General features: G+C 73.4%; 20 protein-coding genes. 4 read left to right on the forward strand and 16 right to left on the reverse strand.

Going from position 1 to position 22,930, the window contains the following annotated elements; translation table 11 throughout:
• Positions 1–101 precede the first annotated feature (101 nt).
• A complete protein-coding gene (locus AB0761_RS08180; protein ID WP_377268299.1) occupies positions 102–869 on the forward strand; it encodes a class I SAM-dependent methyltransferase in 768 nt (255 codons plus the stop codon).
• A gap of 36 nt (positions 870–905) precedes the next feature.
• Here the strand turns inward: AB0761_RS08180 and AB0761_RS08185 are convergent, their stop codons facing one another.
• From AB0761_RS08185 to argC, 14 genes are all read right to left on the reverse strand, one after another.
• Positions 906–1,736 carry a MetQ/NlpA family ABC transporter substrate-binding protein gene (locus AB0761_RS08185; protein ID WP_377268300.1) on the reverse strand — a complete coding sequence of 277 codons (831 nt, stop codon included), beginning with the start codon at positions 1,734–1,736 and terminating at the stop codon, positions 906–908.
• Between the two features lie 118 nt (positions 1,737–1,854).
• The gene (locus tag AB0761_RS08190) at positions 1,855–2,622 is read right to left on the reverse strand and encodes a methionine ABC transporter permease (RefSeq protein ID WP_377268301.1); all 768 of its coding nucleotides are present in this window, start codon (positions 2,620–2,622) and stop codon (positions 1,855–1,857) included.
• A complete protein-coding gene (locus tag AB0761_RS08195) occupies positions 2,619–3,644 on the reverse strand; it encodes a methionine ABC transporter ATP-binding protein (protein ID WP_377268302.1) in 1,026 nt (341 codons plus the stop codon). Before AB0761_RS08195 ends, AB0761_RS08190 begins: the two co-directional genes overlap by 4 nt.
• A 429-nt stretch (positions 3,645–4,073) precedes the next feature.
• Complete coding sequence (locus AB0761_RS08200) at positions 4,074–4,733, reverse strand: HAD-IA family hydrolase (protein ID WP_377268303.1); 660 nt, start codon at positions 4,731–4,733, stop codon at positions 4,074–4,076.
• A gap of 110 nt (positions 4,734–4,843) precedes the next feature.
• On the reverse strand, positions 4,844–5,371 hold the full coding sequence (locus AB0761_RS08205) for a GNAT family N-acetyltransferase (RefSeq protein ID WP_377268304.1): 528 nt from the start codon (positions 5,369–5,371) through the stop codon (positions 4,844–4,846).
• A gap of 488 nt (positions 5,372–5,859) precedes the next feature.
• Positions 5,860–6,324 carry an RNA polymerase sigma factor gene (locus AB0761_RS08210; protein WP_377268305.1) on the reverse strand — a complete coding sequence of 155 codons (465 nt, stop codon included), beginning with the start codon at positions 6,322–6,324 and terminating at the stop codon, positions 5,860–5,862.
• 346 nt (positions 6,325–6,670) lie between these two features.
• Entirely contained in the window at positions 6,671–6,889 is a 219-nt protein-coding gene (locus AB0761_RS08215; protein WP_377268306.1) for a hypothetical protein, read from the reverse strand.
• A 267-nt stretch (positions 6,890–7,156) separates the two neighbouring features.
• Positions 7,157–8,599: an argininosuccinate lyase gene (gene argH, locus AB0761_RS08220; protein WP_377268307.1), complete on the reverse strand. Its 1,443-nt coding sequence runs from the start codon at positions 8,597–8,599 to the stop codon at positions 7,157–7,159.
• An 82-nt stretch (positions 8,600–8,681) separates the two neighbouring features.
• Positions 8,682–9,878 (reverse strand): argininosuccinate synthase, encoded by a 1,197-nt coding sequence (locus AB0761_RS08225; RefSeq protein ID WP_377268308.1) that lies wholly within the window; start codon positions 9,876–9,878, stop codon positions 8,682–8,684.
• A 232-nt stretch (positions 9,879–10,110) separates the two neighbouring features.
• Entirely contained in the window at positions 10,111–10,656 is a 546-nt protein-coding gene (locus AB0761_RS08230) for an arginine repressor (RefSeq protein WP_377268309.1), read from the reverse strand.
• 14 nt (positions 10,657–10,670) lie between these two features.
• Positions 10,671–11,876, reverse strand: a complete 1,206-nt coding sequence (locus AB0761_RS08235) for an acetylornithine transaminase (RefSeq protein WP_377268310.1) — start codon at positions 11,874–11,876, stop codon at positions 10,671–10,673.
• Entirely contained in the window at positions 11,873–12,865 is a 993-nt protein-coding gene (gene argB / locus AB0761_RS08240) for an acetylglutamate kinase (protein ID WP_377268311.1), read from the reverse strand. The genes AB0761_RS08235 and argB overlap by 4 nt, the downstream gene beginning before the upstream one ends.
• Before the next feature lie 15 nt (positions 12,866–12,880).
• Complete coding sequence (gene argJ, locus AB0761_RS08245) at positions 12,881–14,056, reverse strand: bifunctional glutamate N-acetyltransferase/amino-acid acetyltransferase ArgJ (RefSeq protein ID WP_377268312.1); 1,176 nt, start codon at positions 14,054–14,056, stop codon at positions 12,881–12,883.
• Positions 14,053–15,081: an N-acetyl-gamma-glutamyl-phosphate reductase gene (gene argC, locus AB0761_RS08250; RefSeq protein WP_377268313.1), complete on the reverse strand. Its 1,029-nt coding sequence runs from the start codon at positions 15,079–15,081 to the stop codon at positions 14,053–14,055. Before argC ends, argJ begins: the two co-directional genes overlap by 4 nt.
• A gap of 647 nt (positions 15,082–15,728) precedes the next feature.
• Between argC and AB0761_RS08255 the strand changes: the two genes are divergently transcribed.
• From AB0761_RS08255 to AB0761_RS08265, 3 genes are all read left to right on the forward strand, one after another.
• Entirely contained in the window at positions 15,729–16,988 is a 1,260-nt protein-coding gene (locus AB0761_RS08255) for a CaiB/BaiF CoA transferase family protein (protein WP_377268314.1), read from the forward strand.
• A 92-nt stretch (positions 16,989–17,080) separates the two neighbouring features.
• Complete coding sequence (locus AB0761_RS08260; protein ID WP_377268315.1) at positions 17,081–18,298, forward strand: acetyl-CoA C-acetyltransferase; 1,218 nt, start codon at positions 17,081–17,083, stop codon at positions 18,296–18,298.
• A gap of 65 nt (positions 18,299–18,363) precedes the next feature.
• A complete protein-coding gene (locus AB0761_RS08265; protein ID WP_377268316.1) occupies positions 18,364–20,541 on the forward strand; it encodes a 3-hydroxyacyl-CoA dehydrogenase NAD-binding domain-containing protein in 2,178 nt (725 codons plus the stop codon).
• Between the two features lie 22 nt (positions 20,542–20,563).
• On the opposite strand, the gene AB0761_RS08270 is transcribed toward AB0761_RS08265, so the two are convergent.
• The gene (locus AB0761_RS08270) at positions 20,564–21,316 is read right to left on the reverse strand and encodes a MerR family transcriptional regulator (RefSeq protein WP_377268317.1); all 753 of its coding nucleotides are present in this window, start codon (positions 21,314–21,316) and stop codon (positions 20,564–20,566) included.
• Positions 21,317–21,546: 230 nt separating this feature from the next.
• Positions 21,547–22,887: a class I SAM-dependent methyltransferase gene (locus tag AB0761_RS08275; protein ID WP_377268318.1), complete on the reverse strand. Its 1,341-nt coding sequence runs from the start codon at positions 22,885–22,887 to the stop codon at positions 21,547–21,549.
• Positions 22,888–22,930 lie beyond the last annotated feature (43 nt).

The following is a 22,930-nucleotide window of genomic DNA, read 5'->3' on the forward strand; positions in this document are numbered from 1 at the left end:
CGTGCAGGGGGTTGGGCGCGTCGGGCGCTCCACGCCTGCGTCGGCAGCCCGCCGCTCGCCATTGGTGTGGCGTCCACCTGCGGCTGATAGCGTCAGGGGGCGTGACGGTTCACCAGGCGGCAGGAGTGGGGTACCAGCGGGCGGCGGACGCCTACGAGCGGTCCCGGCCGTCCTATCCGATGCCGGTCATCCGCGAGCTCGCCGACGCGGTGCGGCTGGAGCGCGGCCGTACGGTGCTGGACGTGGGGGCGGGCACCGGCAAGTTCACCCGGTTGCTGGCCCTGACCGGGGCGCGGGTGGTGGCCCTGGAGCCCGTGGCGGCGATGCGCGAGCAGCTGGCCGAGCTGCTGCCCGGGGTCGAGGTGGGGGACGGCACCGCGGAGTCGACGGGGCTGCCCGGCGCCTCGGTGGATGTGGTGGTCGCGGCGCAGTCCTGGCACTGGTTCCGGCAGCGGGAGGCGCTGGCCGAGGTCGAGCGGGTGATCCGGCCGGGCGGAGCGCTGGTCCTGCTGTGGAACACCTTCGACGAGTCGGTGCCCTGGGTCCGGGACTTCCAGCGGATCTACTTCGGCCGGGCCCCGCGGGATCTGCCGAGCCATCTGGACGGCCGGTGGCGCGAGGCACTCGAGGGGCGGTCCGGCTGGTCGCCGATCAGCGAGCTCCATCTGCCCAATCCGCACCCGGTGACCCGCGAGGGGGTGCTGGAGCGGATGGCCTCGTCCAGCATCATCGCGGCGCTGGACGAGGCGGAGCAGCGGCGGGTGCGGGCGGAGGTCGACGCGGTGCTGCGGGCGCATCCGCAGACCCGCCACGGCGACCGGATCGAACTCCCCTACACCACCGATGTGTACTGGACCCACCGGGTCTGAGCCCCGAGCGGGGCCCGGACCCGGCGGGCGGCCCGGTCAGAACGCGGGGACGACGGCCCCCTTGAAGGTGTCGTCGATGTACTTCTTCACCTCGGGCGAGTGCAGCAGCTGGGCGAGCTTCTGCACCCGGGGGTCGTTCTCCCGGCCCTTCTTGACGGCCAGCACATTGGCGTACGGGTTGCCGGCTGCCTGCTCCAGCACGATGGCGTCCGTGGTGGGCTTGAGGCCGGAGTCCAGCGCGTAGTTGCCGTTGATCACGGCCGCGTCCACGTCGTCGAGGGCGCGGGGCAGCTGGCCGGCCTCCAGCTCCTTCCACTTGAGGTTCTTGGGGTTGCCGGTGATGTCGCGGACGGTGGCGGTGATGCCGACGCCGTCCTTGAGGGTGATCACCTTGTTGTCGGCGAGCAGCCTCAGCGCGCGGCCCTCGTCGGTGGCGTCGTTGGGGACGGCCACGGTGCCCCCGGCGGGCAGGTCGGCGATCTGCTTGACCTTCTTGGAGTAGAGGCCCATCGGTTCCAGGTGGACGGTCTCCACGGAGACGATGTCGGTGCCGTGCTGCTTGTTGAAGTCGTCGAGGTAGGGCTGGTGCTGGAAGTAGTTGGCGTCGGCCGAGCCGTCCTGCACGGCGGTGTCCGGCGTGACGTAGTCGGTGACCTGCTTGACCTCCAGCTTGAGGCCGGCCTTGGCCGCCAGGTGGTCCCTGATGTAGTCGAGGATCTGGGCGTGCGGGGTGGGCGACGCGGCGACGACCAGCGGCTGGTCGGCGGCGGACGCGGACGACGAGGAGTCGCTGCCGCAGGCGGCCACGGTGAGGGCGAGGCCGCCCGCGGCGATGGCGGTGGTGGTGAGTTTGATGGCGCTGCGCACGAAGAGTGCCTTTCTCCATATATCGACTTGCCTGCGGGCGTGCGGGGGCTGCCCGGCAGACGGGGGAATCAGGGGGTGCAGGCGGGCGGTGCCCCGGCGGACACGGCGACCTGGGTGCTCAGCCCTCCACGGCGGCGAGGGGCTGCTCGGCCGGCTCCGCGGGTCCCGGGCGGCCCGCGGGCGCGCTGCCGGAGCGGCGGCGCAGCAGCCGTACCGGGCCGTCGCCCCGGCCGTGCCGGCCCAGCGACCGTACGGCCAGGTCACCCGCCAGCTGCACCAGGGTGACCAGGACGACCAGCTCGATCACGATGACGACCATGAAGTCGGTCTCGAAGCGCATATAGCCGTAGGTGTAGGCCAGGGTGCCCAGACCGCCGCCGCCGACCGTGCCCGCCATCGCGGAGTAGCCGATCACGGCGATCACGGTGGTGGTCAGCCCGGCGACCAGCGAGGCCAGGGACTCGGGCAGCAGCGCCTTGCGGACCACCGTCCAGGTGGAGCCGCCCATCGCCTGGACGGCCTCCACCAACCCGCCGTCGACCTCGCGGACCGCGGTCTCCGCCAGCCGGGCGTAGAAGGGGATCGCGCCGACGGCCAGGGGCACGGTGGCGGCCTGCCAGCCGAGGGAGGTGCCGACCACCCAGCGGGTGAAGGAGGTCAGCGCCAGCATCAGGACGATGAAGGGCAGCGAGCGGCCGATGTTGACCACCGCTCCCACGGCCTTGTTGACCGGGCGGCTCTGCAGCAGTCCGCCGCGGTCGGTGAGCACCAGCAGCACGCCCAGCGGCAGTCCGGCCAGCAGCGCCACCAGGGTGGCGACGCCGACCATGGAGAGCGTCTCGCGGGTGGCGGTCTGCAGCAGCGGCTGCATCTCGTCCCAGGTCATGCGACGGCCTCCGTCCGGTTGTCGGCGATGTCCACCTGGAGTCCCTGCTCCCGCAGGAATCCGATGGGCACCACGTTCTCCTCGAAGCGGCCGGGCAGCTCCACCCGCATCCGGCCGACCTGGCGGCCGCCGATGGTCTCCACCGCGGCACCGAGGATGTTGAGGTCCACGTTGTAGGTGCGGGCCAGCTGGGAGATGAAGGGCTGCGCCGCGGTGTCCCCCTGGAAGGTGATCTCCAGGACGGTGGCCTCGCGCCCGCTGTGCGGCAGGTCGCCCAGCGGGAAGAGCTCCCGGGCGAGTTCGGAGCCGGGGGTGGCGAGCAGGTCCGCCAGCCGGCCGGACTCCACCACCCTGCCGCCGCGCATCAGCGCCGCGGAGTCGCAGACCGACTTGATGACATCCATCTCATGGGTGATCAGCAGCACGGTGAGGCCGAGCTGCCGGCCCAGGTCGCGCAGCAGCTCCAGGATGGACCGGGTGGTCTCGGGGTCGAGAGCCGAGGTGGCCTCGTCGGAGAGCAGCACACGGGGGTCGCCGGCCAGCGCCCTGGCGATGCCGACACGCTGCTTCTGCCCGCCGGAGAGCTGGGCGGGGTGGACGGCGGCCTTGTCGGACAGGCCCACCAGGTCGAGCAGTTCGGCGGCCTTGCGGCGGCGTTCGCGGCGGTCCAGGCCGATGATCTCCAGCGGCAGTTCGACGTTGTCCTGGACGGTGCGCGAGGAGAGCAGGTTGAAGTGCTGGAAGACCATGCCGATCCGGCGGCGGGCGGCCCGCAGTTCGCCGCCGGCCCGGGGACCGCGGCCGGCCAGTGCGGTGAGCTCCACCCCGTCGACGGTGACGGTGCCGGAGGTGGGGCGCTCCAGCATGTTGACGCAGCGGATCAGGGTGGACTTGCCGGCCCCGCTGGTGCCGACGACGCCGTACACCTCGCCCTCTCGGACATGCAGGTCGACACCGTCGAGGGCGGTGACCTCGCGGCCTCGTACGCGGTAGACCTTCCTCAGGTCTGCGGTGGTGATCACAGGGGACATCCGTGGGTCGGGCGCGGGGCGGCGGCGTGCCGCAGCGCGGGAGGGCTGACGGTCTGCGGGACGTGGTGCCCGTGGGTGGGCGGGCTCAGCGCATGCGCACACCGGACGGCCGCGGCCGGCGGCAAGGGATGCCCGGGGGCGGAGACGCCCGGGGGCGCGACGGGGCTGGGGTGCATGTCCGGGAGGGGGCAGGGCGCCGGGCCTGGACGGCGGCGGCACAGGGGTCTCGCTTCGGGGCGCGAGGTTGGTACGGGGACCCTCAGCAGGCACACATTCGACGGCCCGTCGCACAGCCGCCTGCCGGCAGAAGGCCGGTGGGGGTGCGGTTCGCCGTCGTGGTCATGGCTTCAGTTAATCAGACCGACCGGCGCTCGCCCAAATATCGGTCCATGCGTCCCGGAATACGGACAGCGTCAGCTGTCAGAGGTCCACCCGGACCCGCAGCGAGCCGGGTACCGGCGTCGCCCAGACCCGGTGCAGCCCGTCCACCACCGCGTCCGCCGTCAACTGGGCAGCGGTGTGGGTGGTGGTCACGGCTATGGAACGCATCCCCGCCGCACGGGCCGCGGCAAGTCCCGCCGGGGCGTCCTCGACCACCACACAGCGCGCCGGATCCACCCCCAGCCGCACCGCGGCCAGCAGGAAGGGCTCGGGGTCGGGCTTGCCCAGGGTGACGTCGTCGGCCGCCACCAGCAGCGGCGCCGACAACCCGGCGGCCTTCAGCCGCATCTCCGCCAGCGCGCGGGTGGCCGAGGTGACCACCGCCCAGCGGTCCGCGGGCAGCGACCCCAGCAGTGCCGCCACTCCGGGCAGCGCCACGGTGCCCTCGGTGTCGGTGAGTTCGAGCTCCTCGATCCGGTGCAGCGCCGCGGCCAGACCGCCGTCGGCCAGCCGCTCCGCCGGGAGCACATCCTGAATGATCTCCGCCGCGGTACGGCCGTGGGTGAAGATCCTGGCGAAGTCCGCGGCGGTCAGCCCGTACTCGGTCATCCAGGTCGTCCAGCAGCGGACCACCGACGAGGTGGAGTCGACCAGGGTGCCGTCCATGTCAAGGAGCAGGGCGTCTGCGGCAAGGTCCATGATCTTCGACTGTACTCGCGGCCCGACGGCGACCCCGGCCACCGCAGACGTGAGACCGGACACAGCTCCGCAGGCCCCGCCCCCGGGGCCGAGCCTGCGGAGCCGGGCCGTCAGGCGCTGGCAGCCAGCGAACGCGCCCCCACCGGCGCGGCACCCACGGGCGCGGCCGGCTTCTCCAGGGTGACCAGGCTGAGGCTGCGGCTGACCTCCTCCACCCCGGTCTCCACATAGCCCAGACGCCGGTACAGGCGCAGATTGCCGAGGCTGCGATGCCCGGTGAACAGCCGGTATGCGGAGACCCGCCCCGCGGCGGCCAGCCGCTGCTCAACCCCCTGGAGCAGCCGGCTGCCCAGACCGTGGCCCTGCATCCGCGGATGCACCACCAGCCGGCCGAGCCGGGCCACCCCGGCGTCGTCGACCCAGCCGCGCACTGAGCCGACGACCTCGCCGCCGAGCCGGGCGACGAGCACGCAGTGCTCGGCGAGTTCGTCGCGGATGCTGTCGAGGGTCTGGGTCAGCGGGTCGATGGCCCAGTCGCCGTAGAGCTCCGCCTCGCTCTGGTAGCAGAGGTACTGGAGCTTGAGGATCTGTTCGGCGTCGTCCTGCACGGCGACCGAGATGGTCACGCTCATGCCCATGCGCATGCCTCCCCTTCGTGTGTGCCCGGCGCCGGAGGGATGAGGGGTGCGCGCGGGCGGCCCTGACCGGAGGTGGACCCGTGCCGGGGATCGCTCCCGGTCCGGGGTGGTGCGCGAACGTGCCCGCCCCCCGCGGCCCGGCAGGTCATGGGAACGGGGAGGACGGCAGCGCTCACGCTCAGTATCCGTGCGGTCGCGGGCCCGTCAAGAGGCACGTTCGCCCAGGCATTACCCGCACTTCGGCCCTCTGCAACCTCACGGACCCCGACGTGTCCCAGATCACTCCGGCGGCATCCGGCCCCGCCCCTCCCCCGCCCGGAGCCCGCCGGGCCCCTGCGCTCCGGAGGTCCCCGGCCCGGGGCCCGCGCAGTCGCCGCGCCGACGGGCGCTGCGCAGGGGACCCGCTGCACCCGTGAGCGGTGCCCGGGCATCCCAGGGTGGGCGGGTATCCCGGGGTGGGCGGTCTCCGGGCCGCCGCCGGACGCGGTTCAGGGCAGCCCCGCCTGGTCGTGGAGGAGGCGCCGCAGACAGGCGAGGCAGCGGGAGCGGGTGGGTCCGATGGAACCGCGGGGGATGCCGGTGGCGGCGGCCAGCGCGGTGTAGCCGAGGTCCGGCTCGTCCAGCAGCGCGGTGAGCAGCCCGGCGCAGCGCCCCGGCAGCCGGGAGACGGCCTCGCGGACCGTGCAGGGCGGGCCGGCCGCCGCGGGCCGCGGCGGGAGCGGGGTCGGGGTCTCGGCGCGGGCCGGCACCAGGGCCTGCCGGAACTCCCGCAGCGTCAGTGACCGCAGCCACCCGGAGGTGTTCCCGGGCAGCCGTTCCCGGGCGATGTGCTCCAGTGCCCGCAGCCACACCTGCTGCTCCAGGTCCTCCGGGTCCAGCCCGTGCGCACGGGCCAGCGCTGCGGCCAGCGGGGCGAAGGCGGGGCGCAGCCGGGTGTCGGTGAGGGCGGTCACGGGTGCCTCCGGGGGTCGGGGACGGCTCTGCCCGCGGGGACGCGGTCCGCCCCGGCCCGGATGCGTTCGGGGCCGGGGCGGTCGTGCAAACCGCCCGCGAGGGGGCTTGCGGCGGCGATCGGTTGACGCCGCGGGAGGCCCAGACGTCGGCGCGGGCCAGGACGGCCATGTCGCCGTTGTCGGTGAAGAAGCCGTCCATGCCCTGCTCGTAGAGATGGGTCGACCAGGCCAGGGCGTCGCCGTGGCCGTTGGTCGGTGCCCCGGCGGAAGTCGGCGGGCAGGAAGCCGTTCTCGATGCGCACGGTGTACGGGTGCGGCAGCAGCCCGGCCGCGTGCGCGTCGCGCATCAGGGTGGTCGGGGGCGGTAGCCGCCGGCGCCGCGGTGGCCGACGATCAGCGGGTGCGGCAGATGGTCCAGGGCGGTGCCGGTGCGCACCGGCGGGCGGGTGCCGTGGGTGCGGGCCGCCGAGCCGTCGGCGCCGGGGGCGGCCGCGGCGGACGCCTCGGGCAGGCCGAGGGTGCCGGCGGCCGCGGTGCCCAGGCCGACCACTGCGGCGGTACGCATGAACCAGCGCCGGGAGGGGTCCTTCCGGTCGTCGTCGGCAGTCGGCAGTCGGCAGTCGGCAGTCGGGTGGACCGTGGTGCTCCTTCGGGCCGGGGTCGCTGACGCGGGGCAGCGTAGGCGGCCCGCCCGGACCCGGCGGTGTCCGCCGGACGAACCCGGGAGGAAGCTCCAGCAATTCGGCAGCCCGCGGCAGCGGGGCCCGCCTGACGCACCGAAGGGCGGACCGGTGGCGACCGGTCCGCCCTGCACGGCGGGGCTGCGGGGAGGTCAGCGCTTGGCGTCCGCCCACTCCTGCTGGACCGCCAGGTCGGCCTTGACCTCGGCCAGCTGCCGGGCGACGGCGGACGGCGCGGTGCCGCCACGGCCGTCGCGGGAGGCCAGCGCACCGTGCACGGTGAGCACCGAGCGGACATCGGGGGTGAGGTGCCCGGAGATGGCGGCGAACTGCTCGTCCGTCAGATCGGCCAACTCGATGCCTTGCTGCTCGCAGACCTTGACGCATCCCCCCGCCACCTCGTGGGCCACCCGGAACGGCACCCCCTGCTTCACCAGCCACTCAGCGATGTCGGTGGCCAGCGAGAAGCCGGCCGGGGCCAGCTCCTCCAGCCGCTCGCGGTGGACGGTGAGGGTGGCCATCATCCCGGTGAAGGCCGGCAGCAGGACCTCCAGGGTGTCGCAGGAGTCAAACACCGGCTCCTTGTCCTCCTGCAGGTCGCGGTTGTACGCGAGCGGCAGGCCCTTGAGGGTGGCCAGCAGGCCGGTGAGGTTGCCGATCAGACGGCCGGACTTGCCCCGGGCCAGCTCGGCGATGTCGGGGTTCTTCTTCTGCGGCATGATCGAGGAACCGGTGGAGAAGGCGTCGTGCAGGGTGATGAAGCCGAACTCCTTGGTGTTCCAGATGATCACCTCCTCCGCGATCCGGGAGAGGTTGACGCCGATCATCGCGGTGACGAAGGCGAACTCCGCCACGAAGTCACGGGCGGCCGTGCCGTCGATGGAGTTGCCGACCGAGCCGCCCTCGAAGCCCAGGTCGGCGGCGACCGCCTCGGGGTCCAGGCCCAGCGAGGAGCCGGCCAGCGCACCGGAGCCGTACGGCGAGACGGCGGTGCGGGTGTCCCACTGGCGCAGCCGCTCGGCGTCCCGGGAGAGCGCCTGGACGTGGGCCAGCACATGGTGGGCGAAGAGCACCGGCTGGGCGTGCTGGAGGTGGGTCCGGCCGGGCATGGCGGTGCCGGGGTGCGCCTCGGCGAGGCCGACCAGCGCCTGCTGGAGGTCCAGGATCAGCCCGCCGATGATGCGCGCGTGGTCGCGCAGGTACATCCGGAAGAGGGTGGCGATCTGGTCGTTGCGGGAGCGGCCGGCCCGCAGCTTGCCGCCCAGGTCGGGGCCGAGGCGCTCCAGCAGGCCGCGCTCCAGTGCGGTGTGCACGTCCTCGTCGGCGACGGTTCCGGTGAAGGCGCCGGACTCCACGTCGGAGAGCAGCCGGTCCAGGCCGTCCAGCATGCGGTCGAGCTCGTCCGCGGTGAGCAGCCCCGCCCGGTGCAGCACCCGGGCGTGGGCCCGGGAGCCGGCGATGTCGTAGGGGGCCAGACGCCAGTCGAAGTGCACGGAGGCGGAGAGCGCGGCCAGCGCCTCGGACGGTCCGTCCGCGAAGCGGGCGCCCCACAGACGGACGTCGCCGGCGGCGGTGGGGGTCTGGTCGTGCGACACCTGGTGCTCCTTCGGTGCTGAGGTGGAAAGAGGGCCCCGGAACTCGGTCGAGCACCGGGGCCCCTCACATACTGACGGGTGGTCAGGCCCGCTGGTCGCGCTTGGCCGCGATCTTCGACGACATGCCGAAGATCTCGATGAATCCCTTGGAGAGCGACTGGTCGAAGGTGTCGCCGGTGTCATAGGTGGCCAGGTTGAAGTCGTAGAGCGACTCCTCGCTGCGCCGGCCGGTGACGGTGGCGCGGCCGCCGTGCAGGGTCATCCGGACGTCGCCGGAGACATGCTCGTTGGCGGTCTCCACAAAGCCCTCCAGGGCCCGCTTCAGCGGCGAGAACCACAGGCCGTCGTAGACCAGCTCGCCCCAGCGCTGGTCCACGCCCTTCTTGTAGCGGGAGAGCTCACGCTCGACGGTGACGTTCTCCAGCTCCTGGTGGGCGGTGATCAGCGCGAGGGCGCCGGGGGCCTCGTAGACCTCGCGGGACTTGATGCCCACCAGCCGGTCCTCGACCATGTCCAGGCGGCCGATGCCCTGGGCGCCGGCCCGCTGGTTGAGCTGCTCGATCGCCTGGAGCACGGTGACCGGCTTGCCGTCGATGGCGACCGGGACGCCCTGCTTGAAGGTGATGACGACCTCGTCGGCCTCACGGGGCTCGGCGGGGTTCTGGGTGTACTCGTAGATGTCCTCGATGGGCGCGTTCCAGATGTCCTCGAGGAAGCCGGTCTCCACGGCGCGGCCGAAGACGTTCTGGTCGATGGAGTACGGGGACTTCTTGGAGGTGGCGATGGGCAGGTTGTTGGCCTCCGCGAAGGCGATCGCCTTGTCCCGGGTCATCGCGTAGTCACGGACCGGGGCGATGCACTTGAGGTCCGGGGCCAGCGAGGAGATGCCCGCCTCGAAGCGGACCTGGTCGTTGCCCTTGCCAGTGCAGCCGTGGGCGACGATGGAGGCGCCGTGCTTGTGGGCGGCGGCCACCAGGTGCTTGACGATCACCGGCCGGGAGAGCGCGGAGACCAGCGGGTAGCGGTCCATGTACAGGGCGTTGGCCTTGACGGCGGGCAGGCAGTACTCGTCCGCGAACTCCTCGCGGGCGTCGGCCACCTCGGCCTCCACCGCGCCGCAGGCCAGCGCCCGCTTGCGGATGACATCGAGGTCCTCGCCGCCCTGGCCGACGTCGACCGCGACGGCGATGACCTCGGCGCCGGTCTCCTCGGCGATCCAGCCGATGCAGACGGACGTGTCCAGACCGCCCGAGTAGGCGAGTACGACGCGCTCGGTCACGGCTTTCTCCTTCACAGTGCGTGCGGGGCACTCCATGCGGTGCTAGGTATAAGTATGCATGAGTCCGTATGGAATTCAAAGCGGGGCGGCCGAACGGTCCCGGACCACGGGCTTCGGGGGCAGCCACAGACTGGCGGAGTGACGGTGCCCACCCGCGTCACGGGCCAGCCGGAAACGGCCCTGGGCCTGCCGTCCGGTGCGGACGGCAGGCCCCAGGGCCGTGGGGGGGCACTCAGGGGTTCTTGGCCTGGGCCAGCTGCATCAGGTGGTCGGCGAGCTCCTGGCCGCCCTGGGCGTCCCGGCTGATCAGCAGCACGGTGTCGTCGCCCGCGATGGTGCCGATGATCTCGAACACCTCCGCCTGGTCGATGGCGGAGGCCAGGAACTGCGCTGCGCCCGGCGGAGTGCGCAGCACCACCAGATTGCCGGAGGCGGTCGCCGAGACCATCAGTTCACCGGCCAGCCGGCCCATCCTGGCCTCGGTGGCCGACTCGCCCAGGGGCGCCCTGGGGGTGCGGTCACCGCCCTCCGCGGGGACGGCGTAGATCAGGGCGCCGTCCTTGTTGCGGATCTTGACCGCGCCCAGCTCGTCCAGGTCCCGGGAGAGCGTGGCCTGGGTGACCACCAGCCCGTCGTCGGCGAGCAGCTTGGCGAGCTGGCTCTGGGACCGCACGGGCTGGCGGGTCAGCAGGTCCACGATCCGCCGGTGCCGTGCGGTGCGGGTCTGCGGGACCTGCGGCGCCGGCTGCCCGGCCTGGGCGCGGTGGACATCGGTCATGAGCGGCGGCTCTCCTACGGTCGGAGGTCTTCGGCGGGCACAGCATCCCGTACGTCGGCCAGGATCTGCGGCAGGGCGGCGAGCAGGGCGTCCACATCGTCGTCGGTCACCACCAGCGGCGGGGCCAGCCGGACGGTGTCGGGGACGCACGCGTTGACCAGGAAGCCGGCCTGCTGGGCGGCCTGCTGGACCTGCGCGGCCAGCGGCCGCTCGAGGACGATGCCGAGCAGCAGCCCGGCCCCGCGGACCCGGGAGACCAGCGGGTCGCCGATGGCCTCGACGCCCTGCCGCAGCCTCTCCCCGAGCCGCTTGACGTGGTCCAGCAGCCCCTCGGCGGCGATTGTGTCCAGGACCGCGAGGGCGGCGGCGCAGACCACCGGGTTGCCACCGAAGGTGGTGCCGTGCTGGCCCGGCGTCAACAGGTCGGCCGCCTCGCCGAAGGCGATGGTGGCGCCGATCGGCAGACCGCCGCCGAGCCCCTTGGCGAGGGTGATGACATCGGGCTCGATGCCCAGTGCCTGGTGGGCGAACCAGTGGCCGGTACGGCCGACGCCGGTCTGGACCTCGTCCAGCACCAGCAGGGTGCCGGTGGCGCGGGTGATCTCGCGGGCGGCGGCCAGATAGCCGTCGGGGGCGGGGATCACTCCGTTCTCGCCCTGGATGGGCTCGATGACGACGAGGGCGGTCTCCTCGGTGACCGCCTCGCGGAGCGCGGTGACACTGCCGTACGGGACATGGGTGACATCGCCGGGCAGCGGGCGGAAGGGCTCCTGCTTGGCGGGCTGGCCGGTGAGGGCGAGGGCGCCCATGGTGCGGCCGTGGAAGCCGCCGGTGGTGGCCACCATATGGGTCCGCCCGGTACGCCGGCCGATCTTGAAGGCGCACTCCACGGCCTCGGCGCCGGAGTTGGAGAAGTAGACCCGGCCGGGGCGGCCGAGCAGCTCGATCAGCCGCTCGGCGAGCCGCACCGGGGGCTCGGAGATGAAGAGGTTGGAGACATGGCCGATGGTGGCGATCTGCTTGCTCACCGCCTCGACCACGGCGGGGTGGGCGGTGCCCAGCGCATTGACCGCGATCCCGCCGACGAAGTCGCGGTAGACCTTGCCGTCGGCGTCGGTGAAGTGGGCGCCCTCTCCGCTGACCAGCGGCACCCGGGGGGTGCCGTAGTTGTCCATCAGACTGTGCTGCCAGCGGCTGGTGAGTTCGGCGTTGGTGGTCATGCCAGTCCCCCGTGGTTCAGGTCGTCGATGGTGTCGTCGACGGGGTCGGGCACCACCATGGTGCCGACGCCCTCGTCGGTGAAGATCTCCAGCAGCAGGGAGTGCTGGACGCGGCCGTCGAGCACCCTCGCGGTACCGACGCCGTCGCGCACCGCCTGCAGGCACCCCTCCATCTTGGGCACCATGCCGCTGGACAGGGTCGGCATCAGCTCCTCCAGCTCACTTGCGGTGAGCCGGCTGATCACATCGTCGCTGGCCGGCCAGTCGGCGTAGAGGCCCTCGACATCGGTGAGCACCACCAGCATCTCGGCGCCCAGCGCCGAGGCCAGGGCGGAGGCGGCGAGGTCGGCGTTGATGTTGTAGACATGGCCGTCGTCGCTGCGGGCGATGGAGGAGACCACCGGGATACGGCCGTCGTCCAGCAGGGCCTGGACCGCGCCGGGCTCGACCTTGACGATGTCGCCGACCAGGCCGATGTCCACCTGCTCGCCGTCGACCTCGGCATAGCGCTTGACGGCGGTGAGGATGTGGGCGTCCTCACCGGTCATACCGACGGCGAACGGGCCGTGCTCGTTGAGCAGGCCGACCAGCTGCCGCTGCACCTGGCCGGCCAGCACCATGCGGACCACGTCCATGGTCTCGGCGGTGGTGACCCGCAGACCGGCGGTGAAGCTGGACTCCAGACCGAGCCGGTCGAGGTGGGCGTTGATCTGGGGGCCTCCGCCGTGCACCACGACCGGCTTGATGCCGGCGTAGCGGAGGAAGACGACGTCCTGGGCGAAGGCGCGCTTGAGCTCCTCGTCGACCATGGCGTTGCCGCCGAACTTGACGACGACCGTTCTGCCGTGGAACCGCTCCAGCCAGGGCAGGGCCTCGATGAGGGTGCGGGCCTTGGGCAGGGCGGTGTGGTTGCGGGCCTGTTTGGCGGCCGGCTCGGTGTTCACGGGTCCCCCGTGGGTCGCTGCTGCTGACTTCTTCTCAAGTGTCATGGGGATCACGCTGGTTCAGGTGCTGTAAGCGCTGTTCTCGTGGACGTAGTCGGCGGTGAGGTCGTTGGTCCAGACGGTGGCGGTGGCGTTGCCCGCGTGCAGGTCGGCGGTGATGACCACCTCGCGGGGCGACATGTCGACAAGGTTCCGGTCGTCGCCGGTCTGACCGCTCCGGCAGACCCAGACGCCGTTGATGGCGACGTCCAGGCTGTCGGGGTCGAAGGCCGCTGCGGTGGTGCCGATGGCGGAGAGCACCCGGCCCCAGTTGGGGTCCTCGCCGTGCACGGCACACTTGAGGAGGTTGTTGCGGGCGACGCTGCGGGCCACCTCCAGGGCGTCGTTCTCGGTGGCCGCCCCGGTGACGTCGATCCGGATGTCCTTGGAGGCCCCCTCGGCGTCGCCGATCAGCTGCCGGGCGAGGTCCGCGCTGACGGCGCGGACGGCCTCGGCGAACTCCTCGGGGTCGGGGGTGATGCCGGAGGCACCGGAGGCGAGCAGCAGCACGGTGTCATTGGTGGACATGCAGCCGTCGGAGTCGATCCGGTCGAAGGTGGTCCGGGTGGCGGCGCGCAGCGCGGCGTCCAGCCCCGGGGAGTCGACCGCGGCGTCGGTGGTGAGCACGACCAGCATGGTGGCGAGGCCGGGCGCGAGCATCCCGGCGCCCTTGGCCATGCCGCCGACCGTCCAGCCGCCGACGGTGGCGGATGCGGTCTTGTGGACGGTGTCGGTGGTCTTGATGGCGACCGCGGCGGCCTCGCCGCCGTCGGCGGCGAGCGCCAGGGCGGCCTGGTCGACGCCGGGCAGCAGCTTCTCCATGGGCAGCCGCTCGCCGATCAGTCCGGTGGAGCAGACGGCGACCTCCCCGGCATTGCAGTCGAGCGCCTCGGCGACCCGCTCGGCGGTGGCGTGGGTGTCCTGGAAGCCCAGCGGACCGGTGCAGGCGTTGGCGCCACCGGAGTTGAGCACCACCGCGGAGACCAGACCGCCCTTGAGCACCTGCTGGGACCAGAGCACCGGCGCGGCCTTGATCCGGTTGGAGGTGAAGACTCCCGCCGCGGCCAGGGCCGGGCCGTCGTTGACCACCAGGGCGAGGTCGGGTGTGCCGGACGCCTTGATGCCCGCGGTGACCCCGGCGGCCCGGAAGCCGCGGGCCGCCGTGACGCCGGTGCCCGCGAGGGGGAGGGTGGTCACGGCGCGACTCCGATCAGCGGCAGGCCGAGGGTCTCGGGGAGACCCAGGGCGAGGTTCATGCTCTGCACGGCGCCGCCGCCGGTCCCCTTGGTGAGATTGTCGATGGCGCTCACCACCACGATCCGCCCGGCGGCCTCGTCCAGCGCCACCTGCACCAGCGCGGCGTTGGAACCGTAGACCGCGGAGGTGGCCGGCCACTGCCCCTCGGGCAGCAGCCGGGTGAACGGCTCGCCTGCGAAGGCGTCGGCGTAGGCGGCGCGCACCGCCGCCGCGGTGGTGCCCGGCCGGGCCTTGACGCTGCAGGTGGCGAGGATGCCCCGGGGCATCGGGGCGAGCGTGGGGGTGAAGGAGACGGTGACCCGCTCACCGGCGACGGCGCTGAGGTTCTGCACCATCTCGGGGGTGTGCCGGTGGACGCCGCCGACGCCGTACGGGCTCATCGAGCCCATCACCTCGCTGCCGAGCAGGTGCGGCTTGGGCGCCTTGCCCGCTCCGGAGGTGCCGGAGGCCGCGACCACCACCGCCTCGGGTTCGGCGAGCCCGGCGGCGTAGGCGGGGAAGAGGGCGAGCGAGACGGCGGTGGGGTAGCAGCCGGGGACGGCGATCCGCCGGGTGCCCTTGAGCACGTCCCGGTGGCCGGGCAGCTCGGGCAGTCCGTACGGCCAGGTGCCGGCGTGCGCCGAACCGTAGAACCGCTCCCAGTCGGCGGGTTCCCGCAGCCGGAAGTCGGCGCCGCAGTCGACCACCAGCACCTCCTCGCCGAGCGCCTCGGCGACGGCGGCGGACTGGCCGTGCGGCAGAGCCAGGAAGACCACGTCGTGCCCGGCCAGCACCTCGGGGGTGGTGGGCTCCAGGATGCGGTCGGCGAGCGGCAGCAGGTGCGGCTGGAGGGATCCGAGAGCGGTTCCGGCGTTGGAACCTCCGGTGAGTGCCCCGATCTCGATCTCGGGGTGACCCAGCAGCAGGCGCAGCACCTCGCCGCCCGCGTATCCGCTCGCGCCTGCGACGGCTGCCCGGAATGCCATGGTGATCCTTCCTACGACTGAGCATGAATATACGCATCGAAGCAAACTCATGCAAGGTCGTACGGTCGCCCCCGGGCGGCGGGGCCGTCACCGGTGACGGCTGGACACCGCCCCCCATTCTCCCCGACCCGCGGCCGGCGGACGCGGCGGTTCAGCGCGCCCGACCCCCGGCGCGGCCGGGCGCATCCACGGCACGGCCCGCCCCCCGGGGCGGGGCGCGCGTCGCAGACACGCTTGCGCGGGCCGCTCCACACTTCTAACATCCCCCGTGTTACACCAGTGATGTCACACAGCGGAGAAGGCCGATGAGCGCGCCCCAGCCCGTGCCCCCGCCGCGCTCCCCCGCGCCCGATCCGCAGCTGTCCGAACGGCAGCACACCGGCCGCACACACCGCTCCCCCGAGTCGCTGGCACCCGTCGGGCAACCGGTGCTGCACGATCAGAACGCCCCCGCCGAGGCCGCCGCCGGTACGCCGGGCCCGAGGCCGCGCCCCGCCACGGGGGCGCCCCCACCGAGGGTGCGGCAGCGCCCGGCGCACCGACACCGGCCCGGTACGCCCCTCGGCTGCCCGCCGGCCGCCGCGCCAGGACCCGATGCCCGGCCGCACCCCGGCATCACCCCGTGAACCAGTGAAGGCGAGCACACCATGGAGAACGCCCCCACGGCAGGACCGTCCGGTCCACTGGCCGGGGTGACGGTGGTCGAGCTGGCGGGGATCGGGCCCGCGCCCTTCGCCGGGATGCTGCTGGCCGACCTCGGCGCCGATGTGGTCCGCGTCGACCGCCCTGGACCGGCCGCGCTGGGCATCGATCCGGCCCGTGACATCACCAACCGCAACAAGCGGTCGGTGCTGCTGGACCTCAAGGCGCCGGACGGCCCCTCGCTGCTGCTGGACCTGGTCGAGCGGGCCGATGTGGTGCTGGAGGGCTTCCGCCCCGGCGTCGCCGAGCGGCTGGGGGTGGGCCCCGACGTCTGCCTGGCCCGCAACCCCCGGCTGGTGTACGGGCGGATGACCGGGTGGGGGCAGGACGGTCCCCTGGCTTCCTGCGCCGGACACGACATCGGCTACATCGCCACCGCCGGAGCCCTCGGCCTGATCGGCCCGCCCGACGGCCCGCCGTCCATCCCCGCCAATCTGCTGGGCGACTATGCGGGCGGCTCGCTCTATCTGGTGGTGGGTGTGCTGGCCGCACTGCACCACGCCCGTGCCGCCGGCGCCGGACAGGTGGTCGACGCAGCCATCGTCGACGGCACCGCGCACCTCGGCTCGATGCTCTGGGGCATGCTCGCCGCCGGGGCCTGGCAGGACCGGCGCGGCGCCAATCTGCTGGACGGCGGCTGCCCGTACTACGCGGTGTACGCCGCCTCGGACGGCGGCTGGATGGCCGTCGGGGCGCTGGAACCGCAGTTCTACGCCGAGTTCGCCCGGCTGCTGGACCTCGGCGAGGACGCCCCGGACCGCGACGACCCGGCCCGCTGGCCGGAGCTGCGCGCCCGGATCGCCGCCCGCTTCGCCACCCGCACCCGCGCCGAGTGGACCCGGACCTTCGAGGGGACCGACGCCTGTGTATCGCCGGTGCTGTCGCTGCGCGAGGCCGCCGACCACCCCCATCTGCGGGCCCGCGGCACCTACACCGAGGCAGGCGGACTCCCCCAGCCCGCCCCGGCGCCGCGCTTCTCCGCCACCCCCGGCACCCTGCGCCGGCCGCCGGCCCTCCCCGGCGCCCACACCGCGGAGGTGGCCCGCGACTGGCAGCTGCCCGCTCTGGCGGAGCACGGCCCCGCACGGAGCGACGCCCTCCGGCCCGACGCCCTCCGGCCCGGCACCCCACTACCCGGCAGCGGCGGACCCGTACCAGCCCCCGGGCCGGACACCCCCGGGCCCACCGCCCCCGCGCGGGAATGAGCGCGCGGCGTGACCGCATCGCCCGCGCGATGTCCTCCGCCCCCGCACCCCGCCCGCACCCCGTCCCCAAGATGCTGCGAAAGGCGGCGACGTTGAGCACCGAGGCGTTTCTCTACGAGGCGATCCGCACCCCTCGCGGGCGCGGCAAGGCCTCCGGGTCCCTGCACGGCACCAAGCCGGTCGACCTGGTGGTCGGCCTGATCCACGAACTGCGCCGCCGGCTGCCGGGGCTGGACCCGGCCGCGGTGGACGACATCGTCCTCGGGGTGGTCAGCCCGATCGGCGACCAGGGCGCCGACATCGCCCGTACGGCCGCCATGGCCGCGGGGCTGCCGGACACCGTGGCGGGAGTCCAGGAGAACCGGTTCTGCGCCTCCGGCCTGGAGGCGGTCAACCTGGCGGCCGCCAAGGTCCGCTCCGGCTGGGAGGACCTGGTGCTGGCGGGCGGCGTGGAGTCGATGTCCCGGGTGCCCATGGGCTCCGACGGGGGCGCCTGGGCGCTGGACCCGATGACCAACTACCAGACCCGGTTCGTGCCGCAGGGCATAGGCGCCGACCTGATCGCCACCCTGGAGGGGTTCTCCCGCGACGTGGTGGACGCCTATGCGGCCGAGTCCCAGGCCCGGGCGGCCAGGGCGTGGACCAACGGCTGGTTCGACCGCTCGGTGGTACCGGTGCTGGACCGCAACGGCCTCACCGTGCTCGACCGGGACGAGCACATCCGTCCCGGCACCACCGTGGACACCCTGGCCGCCCTGAAGCCGTCCTTCGCGGACATCGGGGCACTGGGCGGCTTCGACGCGGTGGCGCTGCAGAAGTACCACTGGGTGGAGCGGATCGACCACGTCCACACCGCCGGCAACTCCTCCGGCATCGTGGACGGGGCCGCCCTGGTCGCCATCGGCTCCCCCGAGGCCGGCGAGCGCCACGGCCTGCGCCCGCGCGCCCGGATCGTCTCCGCTGCGGTCTCCGGCTCCGACCCGACCGTGATGCTCACCGGGCCCGCGCCGGCCTCCCGAAAGGCGCTGGCCAAGGCCGGACTGACGGTGGACCAGCTGGACCTGGTGGAGATCAACGAGGCCTTCGCCTCCGTGGTGCTGCGCTTCGTCCGCGATCTGGGGCTCGATCCCGAGCGGGTGAACGTCAATGGCGGCTCCATCGCCATGGGCCATCCGCTCGGTGCCACCGGCGCCATGATCCTGGGCACCCTGGTCGACGAGCTGGAGCGGCGCGACCTGCGCTACGGCCTGGCCACACTGTGCGTCGGCGGCGGCATGGGCATCGCCACCGTCGTCGAGCGCCTGCGCTGACACCGCCCGCCGGAGCCCGCACCCCGCCCCGCACCCCACCCTCGGCAGACCTGGAGAGAACCACCGTGTCGACACGCACCACCATCCGCTGGGAGCAGGACGAGGACGGCGTCGTCACCCTCGTCCTGGACGACCCCGAGCAGTCCGCCAACACCATGAACGCCGCCTTCACCGCCTCCCTGGAGACGGTCGTGGACCGCCTGGAGGCGGAGCGCGAGTCGGTCCGCGGTGTGATCGTCACCTCCGCCAAGAAGACCTTCTTCGCCGGCGGGGACCTGCGCGATCTGATCCGCGCCACCCCCGAGCAGGCCGAAGCGGTCTTCGCCTCCTCCATGCACCTCAAGCGGCTGCTGCGCCGCCTGGAGACGCTGGGCCGCCCGGTCGTCGCCGCGATCAACGGCGCCGCGCTCGGCGGCGGCCTGGAGCTCGCCCTGGCCTGCCACCACCGGATCGTCCTGGACACGCCCGGCGCCAAGGTCGGCCTGCCCGAGGTGACCCTCGGGCTGCTGCCCGGAGGCGGCGGTGTGGTGCGCACGGTGCGGCTGCTGGGGATCACCGACGCCCTGCTGAAGGTGCTGCTGGAGGGCAGGCGGTACGGCCCGCAGCGGGCCCTGGAGGCCGGGCTGGTGCACGCCGTCGCGGCCGACCGGGAGCAGCTGCTGGCGCAGGCCCGCGCCTACGTCGCCGCCTGCCCCGACGTCGTCCAGCCGTGGGACGCCAAGGGCTACCGCATCCCGGGCGGCACCCCGGCCACCCCCGCCCTCGCCGCCCAGCTGCCCGCCTTCCCCGCCAGTCTGCGCGAGCGGCTGGGCGGAGCCCCCTATCCCGCGCCGCGCAACATCCTGGCCGCGGCCGTGGAAGGCGCCCAGGTGGACATCGACACGGCGATGGAGATCGAGGCGCGCTACTTCACCGAGCTGGTGTGCGGTCAGAACTCCAAGAACATGATCAAGGCGTTCTTCTTCGACATACAGGCCGTCAACTCCGGCGCCGCCCGACCCTCCGGGGTGCCCGCGCACACCGTGCGCCGGGTGGCGGTGCTCGGCGCCGGGATGATGGGGGCGGGGATCGCCTACTCCTGCGCACGGGCCGGTATCGAGGTGGTCCTCAAGGACGTCTCCCTGGAAGCCGCGGAGCGCGGCAAGGGCTACTCCCGGACGCTGCTGGACAAGGCGGTCGGCCGCGGCCGGTCCACCGCCGAGGAGCGCACCGCGCTGCTGGCCCGGATCACCCCCACCGCGGACCCCGCCGACCTGGCCGGCTGCGACGCGGTGATCGAGGCGGTCTTTGAGAACCCGGAGCTCAAGCAGAAGGTGTTCCAGGAGATCGAGGGGATCGTCGCCCCCGACGCACTGCTCTGCTCCAACACCTCCACCCTGCCGATCAGCCTGCTGGCGGAGGGCGTGGAGCGCCGGCAGGACTTCGTGGGCCTGCACTTCTTCTCCCCGGTGGACCGGATGCCGCTGGTGGAGATCGTCCGCGGCACCGCCACCGGGGACGCCGCGACGGCCAGGGCGTTCGACCTGGTGCGGCAGATCCGCAAGACGCCGATCGTGGTCAATGACTCGCGGGGCTTCTTCACCTCCCGGGTGATCGGCCACTTCATCAACGAGGGCGTGGCGATGGTCGGCGAGGGGGTGGACCCCGCCTCGGTGGAACAGGCCGCCGCCCAGGCCGGCTACCCGGCGAAGGTGCTGTCGCTGATGGACGAGTTGACGCTGACCCTGCCGAGGAGGATCCGCGAGGAGTCGCGCCGCGCGGTGGAGGAGGCCGGCGGCACCTGGCAGCCGCACCCCGCGGACGCGGTGGTCGACCGGATGGTCGAGGAGTTCGACCGGCCGGGGCGCAGCGCCGGGGCGGGCTTCTACAGCTACCAGGACGGCCGCAGGGTCGGGCTGTGGCCCGGACTGCGGGAGCACTTCACCCGCGACGGCAGCGAGGTGCCGTTCCGGGACATGCAGGAGCGGATGCTCTTCGCCGAGGCGCTGGACTCGGTGCGCTGCCTGGAGGAGGGGGTGCTGACCTCGGTGGCGGACGCCAATGTGGGGTCGCTCCTCGGCATCGGCTTCCCCGCGTGGACCGGCGGTGTGCTCCAGTACATCGACGGCTACCCGGGCGGCCCGGCGGGCTTCACCGCCCGCGCCCGTGAACTCCAGGCCGCGTACGGGGACCGCTTTGCGCCGCCCGCGCTGCTGGTGGAGACCGCCGAGCGGGGCGCCCTGCTGGCCGACCACCGGGGCTGACCGCCGGCGCTCCGCCGGACCGTCACTGCGGCTCGCTGCGGGAGGCGCTGATCTCCTCCCGCAGCGAGCGCTGGAACGCCGTCACCAGCGCCTGCACCAGCACGGGCTGGATGTGCTCGGTGAGCGCCCGCATCCGCTCCACCTCCTGGGGGCTGCGGTCGCCGTCCCGGAAGGGGCGCCAGACGGTGTCCTGGAAGAGCTCCTGCAGCTCATGGGCGACGGCCCGGGTGTGCTGCTGGACGATCTCCCGAGTGGCCACGATGGTCTCCATCGGGAAGGGCACCTCCAGCAGCCGCACGCCCAGGTGCAGTACCGCGGGCATGACGAGGAAGACGTCCGGGTCGCCGGTGCGCTCCAGGACGCCCATGGCGGCCAGCCGGTCCAGGTCGTCCTCCGAGAGCGGGCGCCCGGTGCGCCGCTCCAGCCGGGTGCGGTCGGTCTCCTCGGGTGCGCCGGGGGTCCAGGAGGCCACCAGGGCGCGGTGGATGGCGAGGTCCTCGGGGCTGGCGCCGTCCGGGAGCTGCTCCAGATAGCGCTCGATCGCGGCGAGCGTCAGTCCCTGGTGCTGGAGCTCCTCGATCAGGGACAGCCGGGCGAGGTGCTCCCTGCCGTAGTGCCCCACCCGGCGCGGGCCGATCACCGGTGGCGGCAGCAGCCCCTTGGTGCTGTAGAAGCGGACGGTGCGCACGGTGATCCCGGCCCGCGCCGCCAGCTCGTCCACGGTGAGGGACGGCGTGTCGGGTGTCGCCGCTGACGTGGATGCCGGGGGTGCCATGGGGCGCTCGCTCTCTTTGACAACGTCAGTGCGACAGCGGTTGTGCTGCACTGCAAGTGTGGCATCCCGCACACCCCGGGTCCACCGGGACAGACCCCGCTCCGCGCACCGCCCGGAACCCCCGCGGACGCCGCGGGCTGCGGGTGTGAGCCGCGGGCAACAGGGCAACCACCGGCCGCCCGCCGCCCCCGAGGGAACCGCCTGGGGCGCCGGTGGTCCGCCCGTACGGCTCAGCCGGCGCCCCCCGGGGCCGGCCACACCCCCCGCGTCCACGGCATACCGGACCGGCCACCGGGCCCGGGGCGGACGGCCAGCACCTGGTTGACCCCGATCTCATTGCGCTCGAAAGCACGGACGCACGCGGCCATGTACAGCCGCCAGACCCTGGCCCGGCCCGCACCGGCCAGCCGGACCGCCTGGTCCCAGTGGGCCTCCAGGCCGGACACCCAGGCCCGCAGCGTCAGCGCATAGTGCTCCCGCAGCGCCTCCACGTCCCGCACCTCGAAGCCGGCCTCCTCCAGCAGGGAGACCGTGCCGCCCACCGGGGCCAGCTCACCGTCGGGGAAGACATAGCGGTCGATGAACTCGTTCAGCCGGTACTCACGCTCGTCGGGCAGCGGGCGCCGGGAGATCTGGTGGTTGAGCAGCCGTCCGCCGGGCTTCAGCAGCTCATGGAGCCGGCCCGCGTACGCCCGGTACTGCACGGAGCCCACATGTTCGGCCATACCGATGGAGGAGATGGCGTCGTAGGGGCCGTCGACGACGTCGCGGTAGTCCTGGATCCGGATCTCCACCCGGTCGGTGAGGCCCGCGGCTGCGACCCGCTTGCGGGCGAGGGCAGCCTGCGCCTCGGAGAGGGTGACGCCGACCGCGCGCACGCCGTAGTGCTCCGCGGCGTGCAGCACCATCGACCCCCAGCCGCAGCCGACGTCGAGCAGCCGCTGGCCGGCGCGGAGCGCGAGCTTGCGGCAGACCAGGTCCAGCTTGGCGTGCTGCGCCCGCTCCAGGCCGGTGGCCGGACCGTCGGCCCAGTAGGCGCAGGAGTAGACCATGGAGGGGCCCAGCACCAGGGCGTAGAAGTCATTGCCCACGTCGTAGTGGTGGCTGATCGCCGCCCGGTCCCGGGAGCGGCCGTGGCGGGGGCCGCGGCGGCGGCGCACCTCCTCCGGCGGCGGCGCTGGCGGCAGCGGGGTGCCGGCCAGCGCCAGGGCGCCGCCGAGCAGCCGCCGGGTGCCCGGGTCGCGCAGCGAGCCGAGGGTACGCAGGGCGGTACGGCCGAGCCCCCCGGCTCCCGCATCCTCGCCCGGGGCTTTGGCAGTGCCCTGGAGCCGGTCCAGTGCGGTGTAGAGATCGCCCTCGATGTCGAGTTCGCCGGCCACCCAAGCGCGGGCGAGACCCAGTTCGCCGGGCCGCCACAGCAGCCGGCGCAGTGCGCGGCGGTCGTGGAGCACCAGTACGGGTCCGTCCGGGGGGCCGGCCTCGCTGCCGTCCCAGGCGCGCAGCCTCAGCGGCGGGGGGCCTCCCGTCAGCTGGGCGATCACTGCGGCGATTCTCGGGGCTGCGTCAGGCACGGTGCACACCTCCGTCGGGTCCGACCGGTGTCTCGATTGTGGC

Source organism: Peterkaempfera podocarpi, assembly GCF_042466665.1.
Classification (GTDB): domain Bacteria; phylum Actinomycetota; class Actinomycetes; order Streptomycetales; family Streptomycetaceae; genus Peterkaempfera; species Peterkaempfera podocarpi.